The organism is Ulvibacterium sp. (assembly GCF_965248315.1).
Taxonomy (GTDB): Bacteria; Bacteroidota; Bacteroidia; order Flavobacteriales; family Flavobacteriaceae; genus Ulvibacterium.
The window spans coordinates 2,969,076-2,994,765 of sequence record NZ_CBDFIX010000002.1; the positions used below are offsets into that span (position 1 = coordinate 2,969,076).

At 40.5% G+C, this 25,690-nt stretch carries 18 protein-coding genes and 1 tRNA gene; 6 read left to right on the forward strand and 13 right to left on the reverse strand.

Annotated features, from left to right (window positions below):
* The first annotated feature begins 54 nt into the window (after positions 1-54).
* Positions 55-933 (forward strand): AraC family transcriptional regulator, encoded by an 879-nt coding sequence (locus tag ACP2AF_RS14330; RefSeq protein WP_425236836.1) that lies wholly within the window; start codon positions 55-57, stop codon positions 931-933.
* A 39-nt stretch (positions 934-972) separates the two neighbouring features.
* On the opposite strand, the gene ACP2AF_RS14335 is transcribed toward ACP2AF_RS14330, so the two are convergent.
* The 10 genes from ACP2AF_RS14335 to ACP2AF_RS14380 form a co-directional block, all read right to left on the reverse strand.
* Positions 973-2,526: a sulfatase family protein gene (locus ACP2AF_RS14335; protein WP_425236837.1), complete on the reverse strand. Its 1,554-nt coding sequence runs from the start codon at positions 2,524-2,526 to the stop codon at positions 973-975.
* 184 nt (positions 2,527-2,710) lie between these two features.
* Positions 2,711-4,189 (reverse strand): arylsulfatase, encoded by a 1,479-nt coding sequence (locus tag ACP2AF_RS14340; RefSeq protein WP_425236838.1) that lies wholly within the window; start codon positions 4,187-4,189, stop codon positions 2,711-2,713.
* A gap of 13 nt (positions 4,190-4,202) precedes the next feature.
* A complete protein-coding gene (locus tag ACP2AF_RS14345) occupies positions 4,203-5,768 on the reverse strand; it encodes a sulfatase family protein (RefSeq protein ID WP_425236839.1) in 1,566 nt (521 codons plus the stop codon).
* A gap of 21 nt (positions 5,769-5,789) precedes the next feature.
* The gene (locus ACP2AF_RS14350) at positions 5,790-7,526 is read right to left on the reverse strand and encodes a sodium:solute symporter (RefSeq protein WP_425236840.1); all 1,737 of its coding nucleotides are present in this window, start codon (positions 7,524-7,526) and stop codon (positions 5,790-5,792) included.
* A 105-nt stretch (positions 7,527-7,631) separates the two neighbouring features.
* Positions 7,632-10,163: a PIG-L family deacetylase gene (locus ACP2AF_RS14355; RefSeq protein WP_425236841.1), complete on the reverse strand. Its 2,532-nt coding sequence runs from the start codon at positions 10,161-10,163 to the stop codon at positions 7,632-7,634.
* An 89-nt stretch (positions 10,164-10,252) separates the two neighbouring features.
* Complete coding sequence (locus ACP2AF_RS14360) at positions 10,253-10,798, reverse strand: mechanosensitive ion channel domain-containing protein (RefSeq protein ID WP_425236842.1); 546 nt, start codon at positions 10,796-10,798, stop codon at positions 10,253-10,255.
* Positions 10,799-10,803: 5 nt separating this feature from the next.
* Entirely contained in the window at positions 10,804-11,757 is a 954-nt protein-coding gene (locus tag ACP2AF_RS14365) for a septum formation inhibitor Maf (protein ID WP_425236843.1), read from the reverse strand.
* 33 nt (positions 11,758-11,790) lie between these two features.
* The gene (locus ACP2AF_RS14370; protein WP_425236844.1) at positions 11,791-12,378 is read right to left on the reverse strand and encodes a Maf-like protein; all 588 of its coding nucleotides are present in this window, start codon (positions 12,376-12,378) and stop codon (positions 11,791-11,793) included.
* 6 nt (positions 12,379-12,384) lie between these two features.
* Entirely contained in the window at positions 12,385-12,912 is a 528-nt protein-coding gene (locus ACP2AF_RS14375) for a KdsC family phosphatase (protein WP_425236845.1), read from the reverse strand.
* Entirely contained in the window at positions 12,896-13,660 is a 765-nt protein-coding gene (locus ACP2AF_RS14380; RefSeq protein WP_425236846.1) for a Rossmann-like and DUF2520 domain-containing protein, read from the reverse strand. Before ACP2AF_RS14380 ends, ACP2AF_RS14375 begins: the two co-directional genes overlap by 17 nt.
* Before the next feature lie 140 nt (positions 13,661-13,800).
* Here ACP2AF_RS14380 and ccsA point away from each other — a divergent pair, with 140 nt between their 5' ends.
* The 4 genes from ccsA to bshB1 all read left to right on the forward strand — a co-directional run bounded on the left by ccsA (position 13,801) and on the right by bshB1 (position 20,833).
* On the forward strand, positions 13,801-16,980 hold the full coding sequence (gene ccsA, locus ACP2AF_RS14385; protein WP_425236847.1) for a cytochrome c biogenesis protein CcsA: 3,180 nt from the start codon (positions 13,801-13,803) through the stop codon (positions 16,978-16,980).
* A 260-nt stretch (positions 16,981-17,240) separates the two neighbouring features.
* On the forward strand, positions 17,241-18,650 hold the full coding sequence (locus ACP2AF_RS14390; RefSeq protein ID WP_425236848.1) for an MATE family efflux transporter: 1,410 nt from the start codon (positions 17,241-17,243) through the stop codon (positions 18,648-18,650).
* A gap of 245 nt (positions 18,651-18,895) precedes the next feature.
* On the forward strand, positions 18,896-20,056 hold the full coding sequence (locus tag ACP2AF_RS14395) for a trans-sulfuration enzyme family protein (protein WP_425236849.1): 1,161 nt from the start codon (positions 18,896-18,898) through the stop codon (positions 20,054-20,056).
* A 54-nt stretch (positions 20,057-20,110) separates the two neighbouring features.
* Positions 20,111-20,833 carry a bacillithiol biosynthesis deacetylase BshB1 gene (gene bshB1 / locus ACP2AF_RS14400; RefSeq protein WP_425236850.1) on the forward strand — a complete coding sequence of 241 codons (723 nt, stop codon included), beginning with the start codon at positions 20,111-20,113 and terminating at the stop codon, positions 20,831-20,833.
* Here bshB1 and ACP2AF_RS14405 read toward each other — a convergent pair.
* A complete protein-coding gene (locus ACP2AF_RS14405) occupies positions 20,830-22,920 on the reverse strand; it encodes a tetratricopeptide repeat-containing sensor histidine kinase (protein ID WP_425236851.1) in 2,091 nt (696 codons plus the stop codon). The two genes, bshB1 and ACP2AF_RS14405, sit on opposite strands and share 4 nt — an antisense overlap.
* A gap of 223 nt (positions 22,921-23,143) precedes the next feature.
* Here ACP2AF_RS14405 and ACP2AF_RS14410 point away from each other — a divergent pair.
* Positions 23,144-23,219 (forward strand) — tRNA-His (locus tag ACP2AF_RS14410).
* A 42-nt stretch (positions 23,220-23,261) separates the two neighbouring features.
* Here ACP2AF_RS14410 and ACP2AF_RS14415 read toward each other — a convergent pair.
* Both ACP2AF_RS14415 and ACP2AF_RS14420 read right to left on the reverse strand, forming a co-directional pair.
* Entirely contained in the window at positions 23,262-24,824 is a 1,563-nt protein-coding gene (locus tag ACP2AF_RS14415) for a M28 family metallopeptidase (RefSeq protein ID WP_425238034.1), read from the reverse strand.
* A 201-nt stretch (positions 24,825-25,025) separates the two neighbouring features.
* Complete coding sequence (locus ACP2AF_RS14420) at positions 25,026-25,616, reverse strand: RNA polymerase sigma factor (protein WP_425236852.1); 591 nt, start codon at positions 25,614-25,616, stop codon at positions 25,026-25,028.
* Between the last annotated feature and the right edge of the window lie 74 nt (positions 25,617-25,690).

Here is a 25,690-nt window from a genome sequence, read left to right on the forward strand (position 1 = left end):
GGGCTTTTACGCTGAAATTGTGAAGAAGAGTATCGATCTAAATAGGGGTTAAGAATGGAAACAACCGAAATCAGACTGTTCAAAGAATCCAATCAATCTTTTATTTACCATATAGAAGAAAAGGCATTTAGCATCTATCACCATCATCCTGAGTACGAACTTGTCTATATTAAGAGGGGTAGCGGTGTGCGTATCGTTGGAGATAATATTAGTGAATTCAAGAAGGGAGATCTGGTCTTTTTGGGCTCTTATCTACCCCACGTTTGGCGATGTGATACGGCCTACAACAAAGCTGATGGAACATTTACCGGAAAAGGGTACGTAATTCAGTTTTTAGAAGAATTCATAGGAAAACATTTCTTTGATTTGCCGGAAAATAGAGGGCTTAAAGCATTCTTTTCACATGCTTCCAGGGGATGTAGATTCTTTGGAAAGACCAAAAAAAGACTTACTGACATTATTTTGGGGATGCAACACATGAATCCTACACAACGCTTTTATTCCTTGTTCACCATATTTGAGATACTGGCAACAACCGAGGAGTATGAATTTATTTGTAGTCCTGTATTTAGGGAAACAGATCATATGTCCGAAAGCGGACCTATGCGGGACGTTGTGGAGTTTATTTTGAAAAACTTTAAGAAAGATATCAAATTGCGTGACGTATTGGAAATCGCCAATATGTCCAATACTCAATTTTTTCTGGCTTTTAAAAAAATGTATCGTATGCCATTTAAGAGCTACCTATTGAAGTTACGTATTGGATATGCTTGTCGTCTATTAGCGGAACCCAACAATAATATTTCACAAGTAGCTTATGAGTCTGGTTTTGAAAACTTATCGAACTTTAATAGGCATTTTAAGGCCATAAAAGGTTGCACACCAACAGTCTATCGAAAGAAACTGGAGAAACCGATTGCATCCAGACTTTAGTTCCGTAACACGGATTACACAAGCAGAATTAAAATTTAATCAGGGCTTTGGAAATTTACGTATCCGCGAATATCTTTTGTACGTATCAAAAATCTCTTTTTCCGGACCCACCATTCTCGGATCTCTAGAGTTCAAAAGTTCCCCTTGTAGAGCTGCCCAAAGCTGTTCCCTTGTTTTCTTAAAATTTGGATTCTCGTATAGATTAGTCAAACACGAGGGATCGTTCGTTACATCATAGAGTTCAAACTCAGGTCTTTTGCCATGTGCTAATCGAAAATAGTGAGTTATACTATCATTTTTATAATTTTCAATCAGGTATGTTTTGGAAGGACAGTCATCAATGTCCGTAAAGGCGGCATCTGGAATATATTTTCCGCGAGAATCCATACCATATCTGGGAAGTAGTTGAGTGGTATCTTTCGGATGATATTTTTGAGGAGCCCCTGCCGGCCATCGCTCAGGTTTTAGATTCCAAACAAAAACAAAGTCCTTGGAAAATATAGCTCGTTGAGGATATCCCCAATTAGCATATCTAGAAGAAGAATGCCGTTCCCTTCCTACATAACTATATCTTCTATTACGCTCTGTGGGTTCATGTCTTTTTGATTCTAGAATTTCCAAAAAACTTTTCCCGGTCATTGCTAACATTTTCTTAGGTCGGACTTGCACGGCCTCTAAGATAGTAGGTGCAAAATCCTTAAATCCGATCAAGTCATGCACAGTTTCACCTGTTTTAAAATTTTTGGGATAACGTATAGCCAGCGGTACGTGTGCCCCATACTCATAACTATTCGCCTTGGCTCTAGGGAATGCCATTCCATTGTCTGAGGTAACGATGATTATTGTATTGTCCAGCTCTCCCGTAGCTTCCAAATAATTCAGCATTTTTACGAATTGTTTGTCGAACCACTCTATTTCCACAGCATAGTCCAATAGATCACTTCGTATCTCTTGGGTATCGGGCAAAAAGTCGGGCACTTCTACATCTGATAAGTTTTTGCCCATTTTTTTCCAAGAACCCTTTTCGAATACACGATGTGGTTCGTATCCGCCGAACCAAAAGAAAAAAGGCTTATCCTTTTTCACATCATTCATGAAGTATCTGAAATTTGCGAAATAATCTAGTTTAGAGATGCCGGTGGTCGGCGGAAGCTCTGATTCATGTCCGAATTGTATTTTGGAATGAGTGATTCCTGCCGCGTTGTTTTTTCTCCATAACGAATCCTTCTCGTTTCTTGCATACTGAAATGGTCCCACTCCTTTGCCGGTCCTACCTATTTGATAGCCGGAAGCTTTCAGTTCATCAATAAAGGGGACATGTTTTTTTAGCCATGAGGAAGCATGCTGCCCGGACTGTTCATTTTGCCAATGGTGTCTGCCGGTAATCAATGCGCTACGGGAAGGTGCACAGCCCGGGGATCCGGCATAACAATTTGTAAAATATATACCTTCCTTGGCAATACGGTCAAAGCCGGGAGTCTTTACAAATGCGCTTCCAGCGAAACTCGTGTGGAAGTAAGATTGATCATCGCTGATTGCGAATAAAATGTTCGGCGGTTTTGTTGGCGTGTCCGTACTGGTATCGCTATCCAAACAACCGTATTGAAGAGTTATTAAAAACAGCAAGTGGAGATATATACGCCGTGAAGCTTTGCTATTTACGCAATTATAAACCATCTTCTAATTTTATTGATCTTAAAAACTCAATTCCCAAGCATCAACTTCTATCCTAGGACGGCATATTAATATGTTTTGGCACTGTCCTAAACTTCAAAAATCAATTTCCTTTAAATGGAAAATCGGGATTGTCGGTTCTTGAGGTTTCCATTAAAGTTTGGATCTGGGCCACAATTTCAGGATTTTCAGAGGCCACATTATTCAATTCTTTTATATCCTTTGATAGGTCATACAGTTCTATTGGGGCTTCGGGGTCATCGTATACATTTAACCGAATTCCTTTCCAATCATCAAATCTTATAGCCTGTTTTCCATTTTGTTCATGGAATTCCCAATAGAGATGGTTGTGTTTCTGTTGCTCATTTATACCTTTTAAAGTAGGAACCATAGAAATGCCATCAATGTCTTTTGGAATCTCCGCACCCGCTAGTTCTGCCAATGTGGGTAAAATATCCCAAAAGGCCGATAAATGATCGGTCTTTCGGTCTGGCTCAATAGTGCCAGGCCAATGGGCTATCATGGGCACCCGGATACCGCCTTCATATAAATCCCTTTTCCGTCCTCGGACGATCCCTGAGCTATTGAAAAAATCCGGATCGGCACCACCTTCCATATGTGGCCCATTATCACTTGTAAAGATGACCAACGTGTTTTCAGAAATCCCAAGTTGTTCCAAGAGATGCACTATTTCACCTACTTGCGTATCTAGGCGAGAGACCATAGCCGCAAATGTGGCTCTTGGTTTTTCCTGGGACGCATAACCTTTGGGATGGTAATCCTCCGAACCATAATCATTTCCTTTCCACCTTGAGCCAGAGTTGTTCTCCGTTCCCCATGGGGCTTCTTCAAAAACATTTTCAAATGTGTTCCAAATGGAATCTTTGGGCACAATTAATTCTGCATGTGGAATTACCGAGGGTATATACAAAAAGAAAGGGCGCTCGGCATTACTTTTTATGAAGTCCAATGCTTTCTTATGGATCAAATCTGGGGCGTATACCACCGTATTCTTAGTGTCATTACCTTCAAGAACTACTTTTTGTTCATTGTCCCACAAGTGGGTAGGATAATAACGATGGGCCTGCCCTTGACAATTGTAACCGTAAAACTGATCAAAACCCTGTTTATTGGGATCTCCTTCAGTACCGATAAAACCTAGCCCCCATTTTCCAAAAGCACCGGTAGAATATCCGGCTTTTTTTAGTACTTCGGCCACGGTGAAGGCCTCGGCTCTTATGGGGAACTGACCTTCTTCCGTATTGCTCTTATTGCCTCGTATGGGTGTATGGCCCGTATGCATGCCCGTCATCAATGCAGACCTAGAAGGTGCACAGACCGTACTTCCGGAATAATGTTGTGTGAACAATAAACCTTGTTCCGCAAGTTTATCGATATTCGGGGTGCGGAATTTTTCCTGGCCGTATATGCTTAGATCACCATACCCCAAATCATCGGCCAAAATATAGACGATATTCGGTTTTGAGGTTTCTCGAGGTTTCGCTTCAGGGCTATTATGCTGTTTACATCCTAAAAAAAGAAGTGTATATATTAGAACCCATTTTAAATTACATTTCTCCATAATCCGTTGGATTCTAATCCAGTTTTTCTTTTTCGAAATCGGTGTCACTAACCCAACCCGTGTTCATTTTCTCATCATTCATAAATCTCTCGTAGAAATTACTTTCCTTACCTATATAGGGATAACTTTCAAAAACTTCACCATTTCCCAAAACACGTGGATCTTGTTGGGCTTCCAACGTTGTGGTTAAAAGTTTTGAAAGCTCTGTTTTTATGGATTTCATTTCATCCATATCAGCTAAATTATCCATACATAAAGGGTCTTTCCCTATTTGGTAAAGTTCCTCTTCAGGCCGTTTTCCAAAGTTCATTTGCCAGTATTCGGCGTTTTCTCCATTCCGCCTTAGATCGAGAATTACCGTTTTTGTAGGAGACCCATCCGTATTGAGATATCCTGTCTCCGGATTTCCTGCAGGCCATCGTGTCGGCTCAAAATTTTTGACATATAAATACTCGTTCTTTACGATTCCACGAATAGGATAACCTTGGTCCTTAGGTCTGCCCACATCATGGCGTTCCTTCCCAAAAACAACAAAATCCCTATCCGTAATACTTTTTGAATCGCTAAAAACATCGGTCAGGCTTTTTCCTGGGGTAGGGGCCATTTGAGTCTTCTCCCATGTCAAACCGGCGATGTCAATAAAGGTAGGCGCGAAATCAATGAAACTAACGTACTCTTGAACTATCCTGCCTGGATTTTTGATTCCTTTGGGCCACATAATAGCCAATGGCAAATGGTTGGAAAGCTCATATTCCTGACCTTTTATGCGAGGAAAGGGCATTCCGTTGTCCGCAGTGACCACAATAATCGTATTCTCCAATTGGCCATTAGCCTCCAAAATGGCAATTATTTTTTCCAGATGAAAATCGAAATATTCCACTTCATACGCATAATCCAGCATGTCGGTTCTAACCGTTTCGTTATCCGGCCAAAAACCGGGTACTTCCGTGATATCCGATAATTCCTTTTCCCCTTTTTCAATACCTGTCCCATATTCGTAGGCACGGTGGGGTTCATAACCCCCGTACCAAAAACACCATGGGGCATTGGTAGAGGCACTGTCCAAAAAGATCTTAAAATTTGCACTATAATCGTTTCCGGAAATTTTGGTTGTCGGTGGGTCGATTGTTTTGTCTTTATATGCCTTTCCCGTAAGCTCACGGGGTATTCCATTGGCGGATACCGCCTTACCCGGGCCCCAGCCTTTACCCGTAAACCCAGTGGTATATCCATTTTCTCCCAGAGCTTCCATATAACTTTTAAATTTCAATGGGAAGTTGTTCCAATGATTGGCCGCTTCCTCCAACTGCCAGGAATTACGACCGGTAAGAATCGCGGAACGTGAAGGGGCACATTTGGCGTTCGGTGTATAGGCGTTCATAAAGAGCAGGCCCTCTTTGGCTACCCTATCGAATGCTGGGGTCTTTATCCAACTTGTCCCGTAAGCACCCATATGGGGAAAGGAGGCATCATCGGCGATACAGAACAAAATATTAGGTCGCTGGTCAACTTCGATTTTTTTTTCGGAACAGGAAAATAGACTCAACAGAACAAAAATCGAAATCGTGGTCCTTTTCATTTTTTTAGGCTTCTTTGTTGATTACGGTAACTTTGTGGACGGACCTTTCAAAATCCTATCAAACGCTTCAAAAATTATGGCGATTGAAATAACCAAAGCCGATCCGATGAAGTTCAACCATAGGTAACCTAGTTTTTCCTCTCCGGACGGGTGGATATGTATTAGGTTATAATATAGGATAAAAATGATCAACTGTGTCAATAGGGCCGCAAAAAAGACGGCATTTCCCTTGACAAATTTTAAGAAAAAAGCCAATAAAAATATACCCAGTACATTACCATAAAAGATAGAACCGATAATATTGACCAATTGGATCAAGTTATCGAAAAGGTTGGCAATACTTGCGATGGCAATCGCTACAATTCCCCAAAGAAGTGTAAACAGTTTTGAAACGGTAACGTAATGCTTCTGGCTGAAATCACCATTTTTGTTCCGCTTGTATAGATCTAAAGCGGTAATGGTTCCCAAAGCATTGAGCTCCGAGGCGGTTGAGGACATTGCCGCGGAAAGAATGACGGCCAAGAGAAGACCGATTAAACCTGTGGGCAGATTGTTCAAAATAAAGTGAATAAAAACATAGTCCTTATCATTGGTCTCTACATCCTTGTTGGCCTGTTGTATCAGAGCCCGTGCCGTGGCTCTATTGGTACTGTCTTTTTTATTTATGTTCATGATCTGGCGTTCGGCTTCCTCTACCGCCGTATATTCCTTTATCTCCAACGCCACTGAGAATTTATTTTGGGCCATTCTTTTTTCATCCTCCAGTTTCTTCTGTCCCTCCTGAAGCAATTTATAATCTTCGGCATATTCCGATTCCATGACCGCTTGCGTGGCAGAGGGATTAAAGTTTAAGGGCGAAGGGTTATATTGATAAAAAACAAATACCATAACACCTACAAGAAGAATGAAGAATTGCATTGGAATCTTAAAAATACCATTAAAGACAAGCCCTAACTGACTTTCACGTAAAGATTTACCAGATAGATAGCGCTGAACTTGACTTTGATCTGTGCCAAAATAGGCCAATGCTAAAAACAGTCCACCGGTTATGCCACTCCAAAAAGTATATCTGCTTTTTGGATCAAGGCTAAAATCCAAAATTTCCAGTTTATTACTAGCACCAGCCACTTTCATGGCTTTATTAAAGGAAATATCGGCTGGGAGATATCCAAGAATGAAGAAGAAAGTAATGAACATGCCCAACATGATTACGAACATTTGCTGTTTTTGGGTGACACTAACAGCCTTTGTACCACCGGAAACGGTGTAAATGATAACCAATATGCCAATAATGATGTTGAGCGTACGCAAGTCCCATCCTAGAACGGCGGACAAAATTATGGATGGTGCAAAAATAGTAATGCCGGCGGCCAGACCTCGTTGCACTAAAAAAAGTACGGCCGCCAATGTTCTGGTCTTAAGGTCAAAACGATTTTCCAAAAACTCGTAAGCAGTATAAACCTTTAGTTTATGATAAATAGGCACAAAGACCAAACAAATAATGACCATCGCTATGGGCAGCCCGAAGTAAAATTGCACAAAACCCATCCCATCATGGAACGCTTGTCCAGGAGTGGACAAAAAAGTTATGGCACTTGCCTGAGTGGCCATTACAGAAAGACCTATAGTCCACCATTTGGCTTCATTGCCACCACGAATATAATCGTTTACATTGGCACTACCTCTGGTTTTCCATACCCCATAGGCGACAATGAACAATAAAGTTCCTGACAATATAATCCAATCTAAGGCTCCCATTTAGATAAAGGCTGTCATTATGTAGTAAAAGAAAAGAACATATACCAGATTCAGGATCAAGACCAGGGAGTATTCTTTTTTCCAAACTAATTTTTCCAGCATGGTCTATCCTTTTACTTGGGTATCCGTATCAATCTTTTCTTTTCCTAACGAAAGCATGTTCGAGAATAATTTATAGGCTCCGGGAACTCCTGCCGGTAACTCCCTGAAAAAGCTTAAACCGGTATAAATGTAGTGACCCTTGCCGTATGGAGCTACAATAAGGCTACCGTTAGTCTTTGGTTCACCCTGGTCGTTCATGGATAGGATCGGAGTAAACTCTCCAGACCATTTATTGGGAAAGTAAAGCCCACGTTCTTGCACCCATCCTTTAAAATCATCATTGGTAATGGTGTTGGGAAAATTTACCAAAGGATGGTTCTTTGCCAAAATCTCTACATTTGAATTTTCGTCGGTAACCCTATCACGGGATAATGTAATAGGGTAGGGGGCAATATTAGGGAATTGAGAGTCCCATCTACCTGAAGTATTATATTGAACAATAAGGTTTCCACCATTTTTAGCATAATCCAACAAGTATCGTTGTTTAAACTTTAATTCGTCCACAACATTATAAGCCCTGATCCCAACTACTAAAGCATCGAATTTTTTTAAGTTCTCAGGGGTAATATCCTTTGGATCTACAAGATGAACCGTATACCCGATCTGCTCCAGACTTTCCGGAACCTTGTCCCCAGCTCCCATGATGTAACCGATATTTTCCCCGGTTTTTTGAATGTTTAACCGAACTACTTTGGCTTCTGATGGCAGCAGTACGGATTGAGTAGGAATATGGTCATAGGAAATGGTAACCAATTCTTTGGAAATTTCACTTCCATCGATTTTGACCAAAGGTGTGATGTAACTTTCATCCTCATAAGAGGGCGGTATCATTGAAAAGACCAGCGTTTGTTCGTCACCTTTCTTTGCGATTTTGAAAGACTTGATTTCTTGTTCTACCGTCCATCCTTTGGAAAAGCAAAGCTGAACCTCTCCCTCAACATTATCGGCATGCGCCTTTATGGTAATTGGAATTTTCTTAGGTTCGGCATTGGCAAAGATCAAGACCTTATCATCTAAACGTGCCGTAGCTTTGGGCAAAATTTCAAAGGGGCGATAGAGTTCCCCTTTATCCCTTTCCGAATAGCGATGTACCACAGGCTTTTGAAAGGATATTGAATTTCCATTGAAATCGAGTATGAATTGGGCTTCAAAAGGCTTTGGGGTTTCTGGCTTTCCGATCCATTCTTGTTTTTCCACGGAATACATACCTAAGCTACCTTTTTTATTTAACCAGTAGGGACTTGTGTATGCTGTATTTTTAGGAACTTCAAGATCAAGCGTAAAATTAAATTTTTGATTTTCCTTTAGGACGATATCTTTTTTGTCCGCCATTTTACCGGATAACGAGACCGATTTGAGCACTACATCCACCTTACTTCGATTAATGGCCTCTATATCTATTTCAACCGACTCTCCGGGATTTGTATAAGATTCAGTGGCCGAAGCCTCAAGATAAAGTCCCGTTACGTCCAGAATAAGCTTCTTGATCTCTTTGGACTTAATTTCCCGCCAGTGATCGTCCTTAAGCTCTTGGATCAATTCATAAGCCTGTAAAAGCCCATCAATATGTTCCGCTGGGTCCATAAAATTAAAGGTCTTTTCTACTTGGGTTAGGATGGCACCAATAGCCGCTCCACCTTCTAGACGTGACCAACTTGTGTCTACTCCTTCAAAAATATTGGTCTTATCCTTGGGTAGCGTTCCCTTTATGAGTTCAAGGTATTCGTTTTCTGATCCTCGGACGGACAATGTTCCAAATCCTTGGGATCTATGTTGACTTCTAGATCGGGACGCTATTTCATTGTTAGAAACGCCCAAAACGGGATAATAGGTACCAATGTCCGCGGTCAGCATCTTGGATTTATCCGCTTTTTCAAAATTCTCCCTACTGCCATAAAACCACCAAAATGTATTGAAGAATAACCTTTTGGGTTGCCAGGTCTCCGTATAGGTAAGCTGTTCAGGATATTCTTTAGGGTCTCCCGTTAAATCAAATGCCTCTACACTTAATTGGGCAGATGAGGTATGGTGGCCGTGCGTGGTTCCCGGAGTTCTATGGTCAAAGCGATTGACAATAACATCGGGTTTAAAATTCCGAATGGCCCAGACCACATCCGCCAGGACCTCGTTTTCGTCCCATATTTTCAGCGTTTCCTTGGGATGCTTGGAATACCCAAAATCATTGGCACGCGAAAAGATTTGCTCCCCTCCATCAATTCGCCGGGCTGCCAAGAGTTCTTGTGTACGAAGCACGCCCAAAAGCTCCCTAAGCTCTGCGCCTATCATATTTTGTCCGCCGTCTCCCCGGGTAAGGGATAGATAAGCGGTTCTGGCCTTTTTCTCATTAGCAAAGTAAGATATAAGCCTTGTGTTTTCGTCATCAGGATGCGCCGCTACATATAGGACAGATCCCAAAAAATTTAATTTTTGAAGCGATTGAAAAATTTCGGAGGAGGAAGTATTTTTAGCGGTTTGGACATGGCCTTTAAAAGGACTTAGCAGAAGTACAGCAAAGAATACCAAAATATGGCGCATATCGAAGGGTTTTGTCGGCGACCAAATATAGAAAGATTAAAATGGGATGGAATTACATTTAGAACTTCTTTAACAAACTAACAAATTTCCTATTCCCCCTTAATTTCCTTAGTGGCATCGATAAGTGCTACTGCTTTTTGAAGGAGAAGATTGTTGGGATAGGTTATGAGTTCACCACTGTCTTTTCTTAAAAACATGTGGTAGGCTCTTATATCTTCAATAAGATATGTCTCATAATTTGCCTCTTTATCAGCTATATCCTTGTCCATTATTTTTATTCGGTCACCGATTTTATAGGGAAATGAAAAAAACAAAATGACCCCGGCGGTAATGTTACTTATGATTGACCATTGCGCAAAAAGGGCCACCCCTATTACGGCAAAAACCGAAGAAAATATAAGCCCGAGATCTTTTACGTTTACACCCCATATTAAGGTTAATGCTACCACACCAATAATAGTAATGGCAATGGATACGTATTTGATTATAAGCAAAGTACGAGCCCTGTTGAGATCACTGATCTTACCGACTTTTCGTATGGTCTTCTCAAAGATAAACCTCAGTACCAATAAGATAACCAAGGTGGCCACGGTTGCTACTAATTCCGTCTTGTAGTCTAAAAAGATATTTTCCATGGAGATTACAATCCTAGACTATCGCGCAAAGACACATGCTCATTTCCATTTCTTTGCCAGTAGGGCGATTTTATGGATTTGATTTTCGTGGCTCTAGAGGTCATGGTTTTAGCCCTTTCGCCATAACCGCTGATGAAGGTCTCCGTCCAACCCTCAATGGTATGCGGAAAGGCCGTTGAAAATTTGATTTTAAGTGTTCTTTGTAATTCTGGATAAACAATGAGGTATTCACTTTCTGCACCATTGTCGGTCAAACTAGCTTTGGCATTATAGGATTTTAGTTCTTTATGAGAGAGTCTAACATATTCCATGGAAGGTATAATTTTAAGATTCCCGATAGGTAAATCTTTTGGATCGATTCGAATTTTGTTCCATAATTCATTTTCCAAAGTTACCTTGTCCAAAGTCAAGTTTTGGTCGGCCTCAGATTCAAAATAGGAATGGGACATAACTTCAAATTGATCTCTATTGTTCAATTGGGCATAGACTTGTCCACACCATTCCTGTGCAGAAAATGTAATCTTTACCGAATGTCCGTTATCATGAACGGGATAAAAACTGCTGCTCATTATGGAATACGGATATACGCCGGTAAGGTATTTTTTTGTGCTATTTAGTTTTAACACAGGAATGTTATCCGATTTATGGGCATCTGCCTTTACCTGTTTATCAGCTGAAAAAGGCTCGGTGACAAAAACTAAGACGGCATGCCCGTCTCGCATTTGTCCATATCTAGGTTGCTCCAAAGCATATGAAGTTATCTCGGCTTGGCCAGCGTACCAATACTCCTTAAATTCTTTGGAAAGTTTCTTTTTGGGCTTTTCAATAGTAGTTTTCGTACCTTCATTCAGGGCAATGTCCTTATTTTCCTTAATTTCTTTTTCCTTGCATGACTCCATGGAGGTCATTACAATTGCAAATAACACCACGGCCAATTCAAACTTGATCCATTTTTTCATTATGCCAGTTTTTTCAAAATTACCTAAAAAGCATCAACCCACCATATCAGTTAACGTTTTGTAGACCATATGAGTGGGCAGGCCTACTACATTCGTATAAGACCCTTTAATTTTTTTGATAGCTATTAAACCTATCCAATCCTGTATGCCATAACCTCCAGCTTTATCAAAAGGTTTATAGGTATTCACATAAAACTGGATTTCCTCATCGGTGAGTTTTTTGAATTTAACTCTGGTAGTCTCCGTAACTATCTTTTGTTTGGAGGTGGTTGTAAAACATACCGAAGTAATCACCTCGTGCCAATCACCCGAGAGTGTTTTCAGCATCGCAAACGCATCAGTAGTATTAATCGGTTTGGCCAAGGATTTTTCATTATGCCAGACCACTGTATCCGAGGTTATTAATATTTCGTTTGGCTTCAGTTCACCAGTAAAGGCGGCCGCTTTTAATTGCGCCAAATAGTCGGAAATTTCTGGACCTTTTAGCTCTTGGGGGTATTTTTCTTCTATCGGCCTTAAACGAATCTCAAAATCCAGCCCTAGTTCTCTAAAAAACTGTTGTCGCCGTGGTGATCCCGAAGCCAAGATTAATGAATACCCTTTCAATTTTTCCTGTAACATCGGGTCTTAGACCTTTTGGGTTTCAACGGCACTATACCAATGTCCTTTCACTTTTAACACCTGTTCTACAACGTCCCTTACACAACCATTACCCCCATTTTTGTGTGAAACATATTTGCAAATGGCCTTCACCTCTTGTACAGCATTTTGTGGGCATGTGGGAAGGGCCACCTTTTGTAGGGGAGGGATATCCGGCAGGTCATCTCCCATATACAGTACATTATTCGGGCTTATGCCTTGTCCTCTTAAATACTCTTCCAAGGGTGCGGTTTTGTAATGGGCTCCCATGTAAATGTGGTTTACTCCCAATCCTTTTAATCGTTCCCTAACCCCTTCATTGCTACCCGCTGTAATGATGCATACATTATAGCCTTTATTGATGGCCGTCTTAAGGGCATACCCATCCCTAACATTCATTTGCCTCAGCATTTCGCCTGAAGTGGTAACTAAAAGTGTACCGTCCGTAAATACTCCGTCAACATCAAAGACAAACGTGGTAATATCCTTTAAAATTTCCTTATAGTTCTTTTCCATAGGTTTCTTGTATAGACCGACTCAATAATCGGTAAATCTCTTTGTGGTTTTCTTCTTTTAGTAAATCGATATGTTTTTGCATCGTACCCTTATCCGTTCTCCGTGCCGGTCCGGTCTGGGATTCATAAGGTGAAAGTGTTTCAATTTTTTGTACGGTATTGAAAATCAAGGGTTTCAAGATATCAAAAGAAAGTCCGCTCGTATTGCAAATTTCATGGGCAACATGGAACATATGATTGGAAAAATTATTTGCAAAAACGGCAGCTAAATGCAGCTTTTTGCGTTGTTCCGAATTAATAAAATGAACCCTATTGGAAATGAGTGAGGCCAATGTATACAATAGTCGCCCATCTGCTTCAACTTTGGTTTCCAGACAAATAGGGACTTCCTTAAAATCTATAGGTTGCCCTTTGGTAAAGGTTTGTAATGGATAAAAAACCCCCGTTCTTAAGTTTGACGATAATTCGTTCAATGGAGTGCCCCCCGAGGTATGGACCACCAATCCCTTTTTGCCCTTTAGAAACTGGGATACGCTGGAAATGGCATCATCGCTTACCGCTATTATGTAAATATCCGAATCCGCAATTGATTTGAAATCTGAGGAGGTTTTGGTTTTGTTCCTGTAGTAGGCAAGTGCATCCAGATTACGTCCTATTACTTGGTTCACTTTGATTTCTTTGTATTTTGAGAAAGTATCCCATAGATGTTTGGCGACGTTTCCTGTACCTAATATGGAGATTGAAATCATACGCAAATTTAGAGATATTATTACATCTTTAATTCATCTATCTTTAACAGTTTTGTTTAAGCTTTTAATTTGGTATTACCTGTTTAAAATCATAAAAAGACTGTATTTTTGCCTTCTTTAAATGTAAATTCTTCGGCCAAATGACAAAATTGCTAAAGGAAATTTTCTTTTCTACACGTCTAATGGCCGTTCTTTTCCTAGTTTTCGCAACGGCCATGGCCTTCGGTACGTTTATTGAAACTTGGTATAGCACGGAGACCGCTAGAATATGGATTTACAACGCATGGTGGTTTGAGGTCATTATGGCCTTCTTTGTTATTAATTTCATCGGTAATATATTCAAATACAATTTATTACAGTGGAAAAAGTGGCCGGTTCTCGTGCTTCATCTTTCATGGATACTTATAATAATTGGGGCATTTATTACGCGTTATATCAGTTATGAAGGTATGATGCCTATTCGGGAAGGGAGCACTGAAAAGGTTTTTTATTCGGACAAGACCTACCTTAAGGCTTATGTGGATGGGCAAATTGATGGGGAGCCCAAACGAAAGATTCTTGAGGACGATTTGATCGTTACCGCGGAAGCCCTTAAATCCAACCTTCCCTGGGAGATGGACTTTAATGGACAGCCCTTTACTATTTCATATGTGGATTTCATTGATGGGGCCAAAGAAGGGTTGGTAGAGGATGAAAATGGCAAGGAATATCTAAAGATTGTTGAAGCTGGAGATGGGCAGCGGCATGAACACTATTTGGAGAGTGGTAAGGTGTCCAGCGTTCATGGTGTACTTTTCGCTTTGAATAAGGACACCAGCGGAGCCATAAATATTTTCGTTACGGACAGTACCTATCAAATACGCTCCCCATTCGAAGGCAACTTTCTCCGAATGGCAGATCAGTTGCAAGGAACTCTGGTTAAGGATAGTTTGCAGGACTTCCAATTGCGCTCCCTTTACAATACCGCTGGAATGCAATTTGTAATTCCGGAACCTGTAGTAAAAGGTTCTTATGGCGTAGTTAAGGTTCCCGAATCCCAAATTACGGAAGCTACTTTGGATGCTCTAGTGGTTGAGGTTTCCGTAGGGGGAGAGACTGTCCAAAAAAAATTGTTGGGAGGAAAGGGTACTTCGAATCTTACGGAGAAATTTAATGTAGGTGGACTCGATTTTATGCTAGGTTATGGCTCCAAGGTACATGAACTTCCGTTTAGTATACAATTGAACGATTTTATCGCCGAGAAATACCCAGGTACAGAAAAAGGATATGCTTCCTTTATGAGCAAGATTACCGTTAAGGATGAACGTCCTTTCGACTATGATATTTTTATGAATCATGTATTGGACCATAAGGGATATCGATTTTTTCAGTCTAGTTTCCATCCGGATGAAAAAGGTACCGTACTATCCGTAAATCATGACCAATGGGGCACCTGGATTACCTATATAGGCTACTTTTTACTGTATTTTGGTTTATTGGCTATTATGTTTTTTGGAAAGACCCGTTTTAAGGATTTGGCCAAATCCCTGGAAAAAATCAGGGTAAAGAAGGCGGCAATGACCATTCTCGTCTTGTTGGGATTTGCAGTGCCTGTCTTAGGGCAGGAACATTCGGATAATGATGGGCATAACCATAACATTGGACCTGACCAAAAACAGATAGATTCTGTTCTAGAGGCGACTACCGTATCCAAGGAGCATGCCGAAAAATTTGGAAAATTGATCATCCAGGACGAGGGAGGAAGGATGAAACCCATCAATACCTTCTCCTCGGAACTGCTGCGAAAATTAAGCCTAATGGATACCTACAAGGATATGAATGCCGATCAGGTGTTCCTTTCCATGATGTTAAATCCAGTGGCTTGGTACAATACGGAATTCATTGCCTTGGACAAAAAATCTAAAAATGATAGTATACGTAAGGTTATAGGAGTGCCCGCAGGCCAGGAATATGTAAGTGCCACTGACTTTTTTGATGAAAAGGGACGTTACAAACTGGAACCATTTCTTATGCAGGCCACAGCTACCAATATTCCCGATAAATTTGAACAGGATTTTAAGGACGCACATATTCGTGTGAGTTTACTAAATCAGGCCTTAAGCGGACAGATTATCAAGATTTTTCCTTTATTGAACGATGAGAACAATAAGTGGATTTCTACAGTGGAATATCGAACAGGGCAATATCAGGTGGCTGATTCCTTATATGCAAATTTTATCCAGAATGCCCTTCCGTATTATTTGGGGACGCTACAAAAGGCAAAGCAAACTGGCGACTATACGGAAGCCGACAAGCTCTTATCGGCCTTTAAACAGAACCAAAAAAACCACGGTAGCGAGGTATTGCCCCCGGACAAAAAAATCAGTACTGAAATCATCTACAACAAGCTGGACATTTTTAACAGATTATGGTGGCTATATTTGACGGTAGGCCTTCTATTATTTTTTGTATTGATTTTTAGGATTTTTAAGGATCGGGAGATATGGAAAATAGGAACCTACTTTTTTATGGGCTCAATTATTCTTCTGTTTCTTTGGCACACAGCTGGATTGATTTTGCGCTGGTACGTTTCTGGCCATGCCCCATGGAGTGATGCTTATGAAAGTATTCTTTATGTGGCTTGGGCTACCGTTGCCATAGGATTGGCGTTCGGTAGAAAAAGTGATATGACCATAGCTGCCTCAACCTTTGTAGGAGGCATGTTGTTGATGATAGCCAATTGGAATTGGGTAGATCCGTCCATTGCCAATTTGGTGCCAGTGTTGGACAGTTATTGGCTAATGATTCATGTAGCTGTTATTGTTGGAAGCTATGGCCCATTGTTCATAGGTGCCATTTTGGGCTTGGTGAGCTTGTTTTTGATTATACTCACCACGAAGGAGAATAAGAAACGGATGGAAATCAACTTAAAGGAATTGACCATTATAAACGAGTTGGCCCTAACAGTTGGTTTGGTTATGCTTACCATTGGAAACTTTCTTGGAGGTCAATGGGCCAATGAGAGCTGGGGCCGTTATTGGGGCTGGGATCCTAAGGAGACCTGGGCACTTATATCCATTATGATCTATGCCTTTGTCATCCATACCCGTTTGGTACCTGGGCTCCGCAACAGGTGGTTGTTCAACTTTCTTAGCTTAATTGCCATTGGAAGCATAATGATGACCTATTTGGGCGTCAATTATTATCTGGTCGGTCTCCATAGCTATGGTCAAAGTGGGGCTGCTGCTATTACCCCGGACTATGTTTGGCACATGGTATTAGGTGCCTTGATTTTAGGGGGTATCAGCTACTGGCGATATAGGTTGAATTATAGCAAGTAATGAATATTTGGCTCCGAGCCCTTAATGTAACATTAGCTTCTGTAGTTTGTTTATTATATAATGTATTGAAAATCAAATAATTAAAAACTTTTCCTTTTTTTAATAGGCCAAATAAGAAAAATTACGATATTTGCACCATTATGAAGTTATAGAAATTATGTACACCATAGATGTCATAGGGTTTAAACCAAAAAAGTAATCGATTTTCCAATCGGTCTACTTGACATCTTTCTCTTCGTTCAACATAATTTCTTAACATAATGACACATAATAATACACTTACTTTTAAAAAGCTTTTTCAATATTTCATTACCGCTGTAACCGGTAAGGAGACCGAATTTACAACCGGAAGTATTCGCAAGGCCATATTTATGCTTTCCATCCCCATGATTTTGGAGATGATGATGGAGTCTATTTTTGCTATCGTGGACATCGCCTATGTTTCGCAGGTTAGTGTAAACGCAGTGGCAACGATAGGTCTAACTGAATCCGTCATTACCTTAGTTTATGCTGTGGCCATTGGCCTGAGTATGGCGGCAACCGCGGTAGTGGCCCGTAGGATAGGCGAAAAAGATATACAAGGTGCTAGGGAATCCGCAGTACAGGCCATCTTACTGGGGGTCTTGGTTGCCGTACTGGTTGGAATAATAGGATTTTTGTATGCAAGGGAAATCTTGGCACTTATGGGTGCGGAGCAAGATTTAATTGACGAAGGATACGGATACACCAAATGGCTTATAGGGGGCAATATTACCATCTTGTTACTCTTCCTGATCAATGCCATTTTCAGGGGTGCAGGAGACGCCTCTATCGCTATGTGGACATTGGTTTTATCCAATGGGCTGAATATCATTCTAGACCCCATATTCATCTTTGGATGGGGACCTATTCCAGAATTTGGGGTAATGGGAGCTGCCATTGCTACCAATATTGGCAGGGGAACCGCCGTATTGTTCCAATTGGGGATTCTATTTTTTGGCTGGGGGCGCATAAAACTTGCGGCCAAGGATGTTGTACTGAATCTCAAAGTCATGTTTAACCTGGTAAAGGTTTCTTTGGGAGGTATTGCACAATTCCTGATCGGAACCTCAAGTTGGGTGTTCCTTATGCGGATTATTTCTGAATTTGGAAGTGAAGTCTTGGCAGGTTACACCATAGCAATTCGCGTAATGCTCTTTACGCTGATGCCCTCATGGGGCATGAGCAATGCGGCGGCAACCTTGGTAGGTCAGAACCTTGGGGCAAAACAACCCGATCGTGCGGAAACCTCTGTTTGGAAGACCGGGAAGTACAATGCCTATTTTATGGCACTGGTTTCCATAATCTATTTGTTTTTCGCGAAGACTATTGTGGGGTGGTTTAATGACAATCCCGTCGTGATTGAAAATGGAGGGCTCTGCCTACAGATTATTGCGGCCGGATATATTTTCTATGCATATGGTATGGTAATTACCCAGGCATTTAATGGTGCCGGGGATACGGGAACGCCTACCAAGATAAATTTGGTGTCTTTTTGGTTGTTTCAACTACCTATTGCCTATTTAGGCGCCATAACCTTTAATTTGGGCGCAATGGGTGTTTTTATTGCCATTACGACTGCTGAGGTTTTGCTTGCTATTATCGCAATTATTTGGTTTAAAAAAGGGAATTGGAAGCGAGTTGAGGTCTAAAGTAATATGTATTCAATGAATCAGAGTGTAAATGTGTCAATGTGAAAATGAATCGATGAAGAAATTTGAACCCAACTTTGGAATTTGGTACTCGGAATTTGTGATTTGAAAATAGGTTAATTTGAAAATGCCTGAAGTTCGATGCCCAATGACCAAAGTACCGGCGGGGTTGAGTTTGTATTTGATTTTTGAATTTGAACTTGAATCGATTTCATTACCTTTGACAACTTCCAATTTAATCAGGAATGGATACTAAGGAAAAGGGACTCAATACTATTTGTACCCATGTGGGTGAGGTGAAGGATAATGAATACAAAGGAGCTACTTCTCCCTTGTATATGAGTACATCCTATGCCTTTGAGGATGTGGATGTAAAACGGTATCCAAGGTATTTCAATACGCCCAATCAGGAAGCTCTATGTAAAAAAATAGCTGCTTTGGAACATGCCGAAGCAGCTTTGATTTTTGGAAGTGGAATGGCCGCAATAAGTACGGCCTTGTTAACTTTTTTAAAGGCGGGTGATCATATTGTGCTCCAACAAATTCTATATGGGGGTACATATCATCTGATAACTGAGGAATTCAATAAGTGGGGTATTGAATATTCATTTACCCAAGGATGGCGGCCTGAAGATTTTGAAGATCTTATCAAAGAAAATACAAAAGTGATTTATATTGAAACTCCGTCCAATCCACTTTTGACGATCACTAGTTTATACGGGATTGCCGAAATTGCAAAAAAACATGGCCTCATTTCGATGATAGACAATACCTTTGCAAGTCCGGTAAATCAGAACCCCATAGATTTCGGAATCGACGTGGTCATCCATAGCGCTACCAAATATATGGGCGGACATTCCGATATTTGTGCAGGGGCAGTCGCATCTACAGATGAAAATATTGCTCGTATCTTTAGTTTGGCCAAAAATTTAGGTGGAAGTTTAAGTGACTATACCGTTTGGTTGTTGGAACGAAGTATGAAGACCATGGGCATTCGCGTAAAGGCACAGAACGAAAATGCGCAACGCATGGCCGAGTATCTGGATTCGCATAATGATATCCGGAAAGTCTATTATCCAGGACTCCCCGATCATCCTGATTATGATATTGCAAAATTACAGATGAAAGGTTTTGGAGGAATGCTCTCTTTTGAATTAAAGGAAAATTTGGATGCCCTACAATTTCAAAAGGCATTGGAATTGATCAAATCCTCAATGAGTTTGGCCGGAGTGGAAAGTACGGTTTTGTCACCAGCGCGCACATCGCATGCCCTTTTAGGGGCGGAAGAGCGAAAAAGGCAAGGAATTTCCGATGCACTCATACGCTTTTCGGTAGGGATAGAGGAGCCGGAAGATCTAATGGCCGATATAGAGCAGGCTTTGAAAAGGACAAAAAATGCTGGTTAGATGCTGAAACGGTAATTAAAATCGCAACGGACCAAATTTAACTAAACCACAAAAATGAAATTAGATATACTGGTATTCGGAGCTCATCCGGATGATGCAGAATTGGGAGCCGGAGCTACAATGGCAAAAGAGATTGCCAATGGCAAGAAAGTAGGTATTATAGATCTTACTAGAGGCGAACTGGGAACTCGGGGATCTGCCGAAATACGGGATAGGGAAGCCGCCAAGGCAGCAGAGATACTGGGGATAGAAGTACGGGAAAACCTGGAATTTGCTGATGGGTTCTTTGTAAATGATAAAACACATCAATTGGCCATTATCCGTATGGTTCGGAAATATAGACCGGAAATTGTGTTGTGCAATGCGGTTGATGACCGTCACATAGATCATGCAAAAGGAAGCAAATTGGTCAGTGATGCTTGTTTCCTAAGCGGCCTGATAAAAATTGACACCAAATTGGATGGGGACGATAGTTGGCAAGACCCTTGGCGTCCTAAGCAGATCTATCATTTCATTCAATGGAAAAATCTCAAACCCGATTTTGCCGTGGATGTTTCCGGGTTCATTGAAAAGAAGAATGAGGCAATTTTGGCCTATAGTTCCCAATTTCATGACCCAAACAGCGAAGAGCCGGAAACACCGATAAGCAGCAAGAATTTTCTGGATAGCGTTAATTACCGGGCCAGGGACTTGGGAAGGTTGGTAGGAGTTGAACATGCTGAGGGATTCACCGTTGAACGTCCTATAGCGGTCAAAAATCTGGACTCCCTGATCTAAACCGCTTTTTGGTATTCCTTACTGGCCTTGGGTACGGTAAAAAAGAAAGTTGACCCTTTCCGAAGGTAACTTTCTACCCAGATAGTTCCACCATTCTTTTCTACCATTTCTTTACACAAGGAAAGCCCAAGACCTGTCCCTTTTTCATTATCGGTGCCATAGGTAGTTATATTGGAATTGTCGTCAAAAATTTTTTCTTGGGTCTCCCGATCCATCCCGATTCCTGTATCACGTACCGAGATTTCCCAATGTTTGTTTTTTTCCACAGCCTTTAAAGTTATCATTCCGTCTTTTGGGGTAAACTTGAGTGCATTACTTATGAGGTTCCTGACCACAATATCTATCTGGTTTGCATCAGACCAAGCCATGGTGTTCGGCGTGAGTTGACTCGTTATTTTAATGGACTTGTTCGTAGCAATTTCGGAAAGGAGATTTATGTTTTCCTCAACAATGTTTTCCAAGGGGATTATCCTAGGTTTGGTAGTAGCACCGTTCATTTGGGATTGTCCCCATGAGAGAAGGTTGTTTAAGGTGAATGCTATATGATCTATATCCGTACGTAACTTAGGGATAAAGTTTAAAAATTCGGTTTGGTCTATTTCCTTTTCCTTAAAAAGTTTTAACAACCCCTGAAAAGCTCCTATGGGTCCTCTTAGATCATGGGCGATAATGGAGAAAAGCTTATCCTTGGTTTCATTGATTTCCCGCAGCTCCAAATCGTTTTGTTCCAGTTCCTCCGCTTTTATTTGTAGTTTCTTATTGAGTTTTTTCTGGATTTTTTCACCCCTATGCACGAGAAAGGTAACTACCACAAAAACCAAAAGAATAGCAAGTGCCGCATTTACATAGTTCTGTTGGGTAGCCAGCGCCATTTCATTTTCCCGGACCAAGACCATTTTTTGTTTTTCATGCTCAACCTTGGTCTTTAGCATAGTAAGACTTTTCTTGTTTTCATTACGGGAAAGCGTATCGGAAAGACTTTGGTAGACTTCATGGTATTTTAAGGCGGCGGCAAAATCCTGCTTGTTCTTATTGATTTTGTAAAGAGTTCTGGCACATTTTTGGGTACCTTCCTTAAAATTTATTTTTGTAGATATGCTATAGGCCCTAAGCGCATAATGTTGGGAGATACTGTCATTCCTAAGTCCTAAATGTGCTTCGGCCATTCCGTTGAGCAAATCGATTTCTCCTCGATCATCATCCAACTTTTTATGAAGCATTTCAGCTTGGTTGTACCAGTATAAAGCCCATTTATACTTTTTCTGCTTTAGGTAAGTCTTTCCTTTTATTTCATAGGCAAAAGCAAGCCAATCCCTAATTTCATGATTTTCAAATACGGTAATACTGCTATTAATGTTAAACATGGCATAATCCAGTTTTCCCATATCGGCGTACACCGAAGCCATATTGCTCATCGTTTCCGCGGAAGTTACTTCATTGCCAATTCCCTGGTTTATTTTTTTAACGATTTCGTAAAAATCCAAGGCCTGTTTGTAATCCTTTTGAGTGGCGTATAAATTGGCTATATTTTCATTTAAAATGGATAGCATAAGCTGATCATCCACACGTTTTGCGATCTCTATACTTTCGAGGTAGCCGCTAAGGGCTTTTGCATAATCTCCGAGATAACCGAATTCACCTGCTAAATTATTTTGTAACCGGAGTATAAGGTTAGGATTGTTTAGTTCCTTGGCCAATACCAATGCCTTTGTGTAGTAGGATATGCCCTCCGTATGATTTCCTCTATCGGAGTAATATTCTGCTATCCCCAACAGGGACATGCTTTTTCCTTTTTTGTATTTCGCAGACTCGCTATGCGCAAGAGCTTCTTTGGAGAGTATTAAAAGGCTGTCCAAATTATAAAATCGCAATTCTGACCCTAGGTTATTGAGCAAATTGATATAGGTGGTATCCTGGGGATTAAAATTGGACTGGGCCCTAATAGTTTTAATCTGATCTTCCAGATTATGACGTTTTGTAGATTGGGCAAAAGGAAAATGTATAGAAAGAATCCCGAAAATGCACAAAAGGATATTGTTTCTCCAATAGTTTGGAAAAGATTTAACGTAGGCATTTATTAGGGACATACTGTGGTGTCTTATAAATGCTTAAAATTAATTTCTCAATCGTAGTTGGTCTAATTAATGTTGTGAAACGGCATTTTTTGTGTGTTTTATCGGCATAGAAGCGTATTTCATCGATGTTTTTGATATAACAAGTGATTAAAAAAGCTGTTTGGTTTTTTAAATTAGCACTGTTAGATTTTGAAAGATCGATTAAAAAAAATTACCTTTGCCACCGCTTATAAATGGTGGTTGTAGCTCAGCTGGTTAGAGCGCTGGATTGTGGTTCCAGAGGTCGCCGGTTCGAACCCGGTCTTCCACCCAATTTTTGGTGAAGAAGTCCTGTCCTTACAGATAGGACTTTTTTATTTGCTCACCTTGTCCACAACTACTTTCTGATCCCTGTTGGCCACCTCCCAAGCGGTGTGGAAAATCAATTTGGTCCTGTTCATTAACAGGTCATAGTTGATTTTGTCCGGAGTGTCGCCGGGCCTATGGTAGTCGTTATGCGTACCATTGAAGTAAAAGATTATCGGAATATTGTTTTTGGCGAAATTGTAGTGGTCGCTTCTGTAATAAAAACGATTGGGGTCGTTCTCGTCATTATAGGTGTAATCCAACTCTAAATTGGTGTACTTTTTATTTACTTCTTCGGAAAGCTGATGAAGATCGGTACTTAGTTTATCTGAGCCTATGAGATAAACATAGTTTCTATCCCCTTCCCGTTTGGGATCTATCCTACCTATCATATCTATGTTCAGATTGGCCACGGTCTGGTTTAAGGGAAAAATAGGTTCAAAATCCGTGTAGTATAATGAGCCAAGTAGTCCTTTTTCCTCGCCAGTAACATGAAGGAAAACAATGGAACGTTTAGGGCCCTTGCCTGCGTCCGAAGCTTTCTTAAAAGCTTCGGCAATTTCCAACATAGCCACCGTACCGGAACCATCATCGTCCGCACCGTTGTTGACATCCCCATCCGGAGTAACCCCTATATGATCTAAATGGGACGAAATGATGATATATTCATCCGGTTTTTCGGAACCCTTAAGAATGGCAACCACATTTTCCGAATTCACCATTTCATTTTGGCCACTAACCTTAAACTCCAATTGTATGGGGATTGTTCTTGAAGTCGATTCACTTTCAATTTCTGGAAACACGGCCTTGGCGAAATCAGTGTCAATGAAAAACTTGTTAAATTTTTGATTTGCTTTAGAGCTTAGACCCATTTTTTCATTGTTGTTATTCTTCATATACCGGAACTGGCTTTTAAATCGGCTGTAGTTCGCCGCATCATAATAGAGTATTCCTTTGGCACCTTTTTCCGAGGCCAGTTTCATGCGTTTGCCCAAAGATTCCGAAAGATTGCTCCAAATTGACTTTTCCTGGGTACCGGAAATTTTATAGGTACCATCCATTTTCTTTGGTTCGCCAGATTTAACCAATACCATTTTTCCGGTTACATCCAATCCTTCATAATCGGAATATCCGTCTTCTTCAATTCCATATCCTGCATAGACGATCTCGGTACAAGAACCGTCGGCGGCATTAAAGGTAAGAATGTGTTCGCCTATGGGATATTCCAAGGTATTAAGAATAACACTTCCGGTAGGTAATTGGGTTACTTCCAAAGGTACATCCTGAAAATAAATACCGTTATCCTTAGCTGCAGGTATACCTAATTTTGTGTACTCTGCTTTTAAATATTCCACTGCTTTTTTTTGACCGGGCTTTCCGGTTTCCCTTCCCTCAAATTCATCCGAAGCGTAAGTATAGAGATGCTCCTTTAACTCAGTTTCCGTTATGGTCTCCGCAAAGGAAACCGAACCGGTTTCTTGTACTGAATCCTGCGTGGTTTCTACTACCGGTTTTTGGGAAGAGTTGCAGGCCATGGCCAAACCCACAATTGCAAAAACTATATTTTTCATCATATCGTGGTGTTATATTAAAAATTCATCAAAAATAGTGAAAAGATAATGAATAGAAGTTTGGCCGAACAACCCCTGCAAAAGCAAGGAACGAGTATAATCCATTAAAAAATAGCGGGTTTTCTATCCTTATTAAAATTGAATGAATAACCAAAAAAGAGCAAGCTTTAAGCTCGTTTTTGAAATTTTAGATCGAAAGACTCACCTTTTAAAAACCGGTATGCCGAACAACAAAAACAAAGTGGGCTCTACATCGCTATTGGCCCTTTTTCTTAATATGGCAAATGCCTTGGTCATATGATATTCTATGGTCTTTTTGGAAACATTGAGATATTCGGCAATTTCAATATTGCTAAGACCGTCCCGTTTGCTCATCAAAAAAATTTCCTTGCATTTAGGAGGTAAGTTTTGAATTTCTCGTTGGACCCTAAAAAGCAGCTTTTCAAAAAATGCATCGTCCCGTGATACAAATCTATCCAACTCCTCAATGTATTTTTTTTCCAGGGCCGTAACGGATTTTCGTTTTCTATATTGATCAATGAACTCATTGTGTGCCGATTTGTATAGAAAACTTTTAATAGTGTATTCGGTATTCAGATTTCTACGTCTTTCCCAAGTCCGTATAAATACATTTTGTACAATATCCTCGGCTTGATCCTTATCGTTCACCAAACTATGAACATACACACATAATCTATGATGGTACTTATCCACCAAAAAGGAATATGCCTTTTCGTTTCCATCCTTCAAACATTGTATCAAGCTTGCGTTATTGTTAAAATCAACCATCATCAATGAGAAATTGCCAATTTTTTTGGGTTATTTCGCTACAATGTATAAAAATTTTATGAAAAATTTAGGGTTTT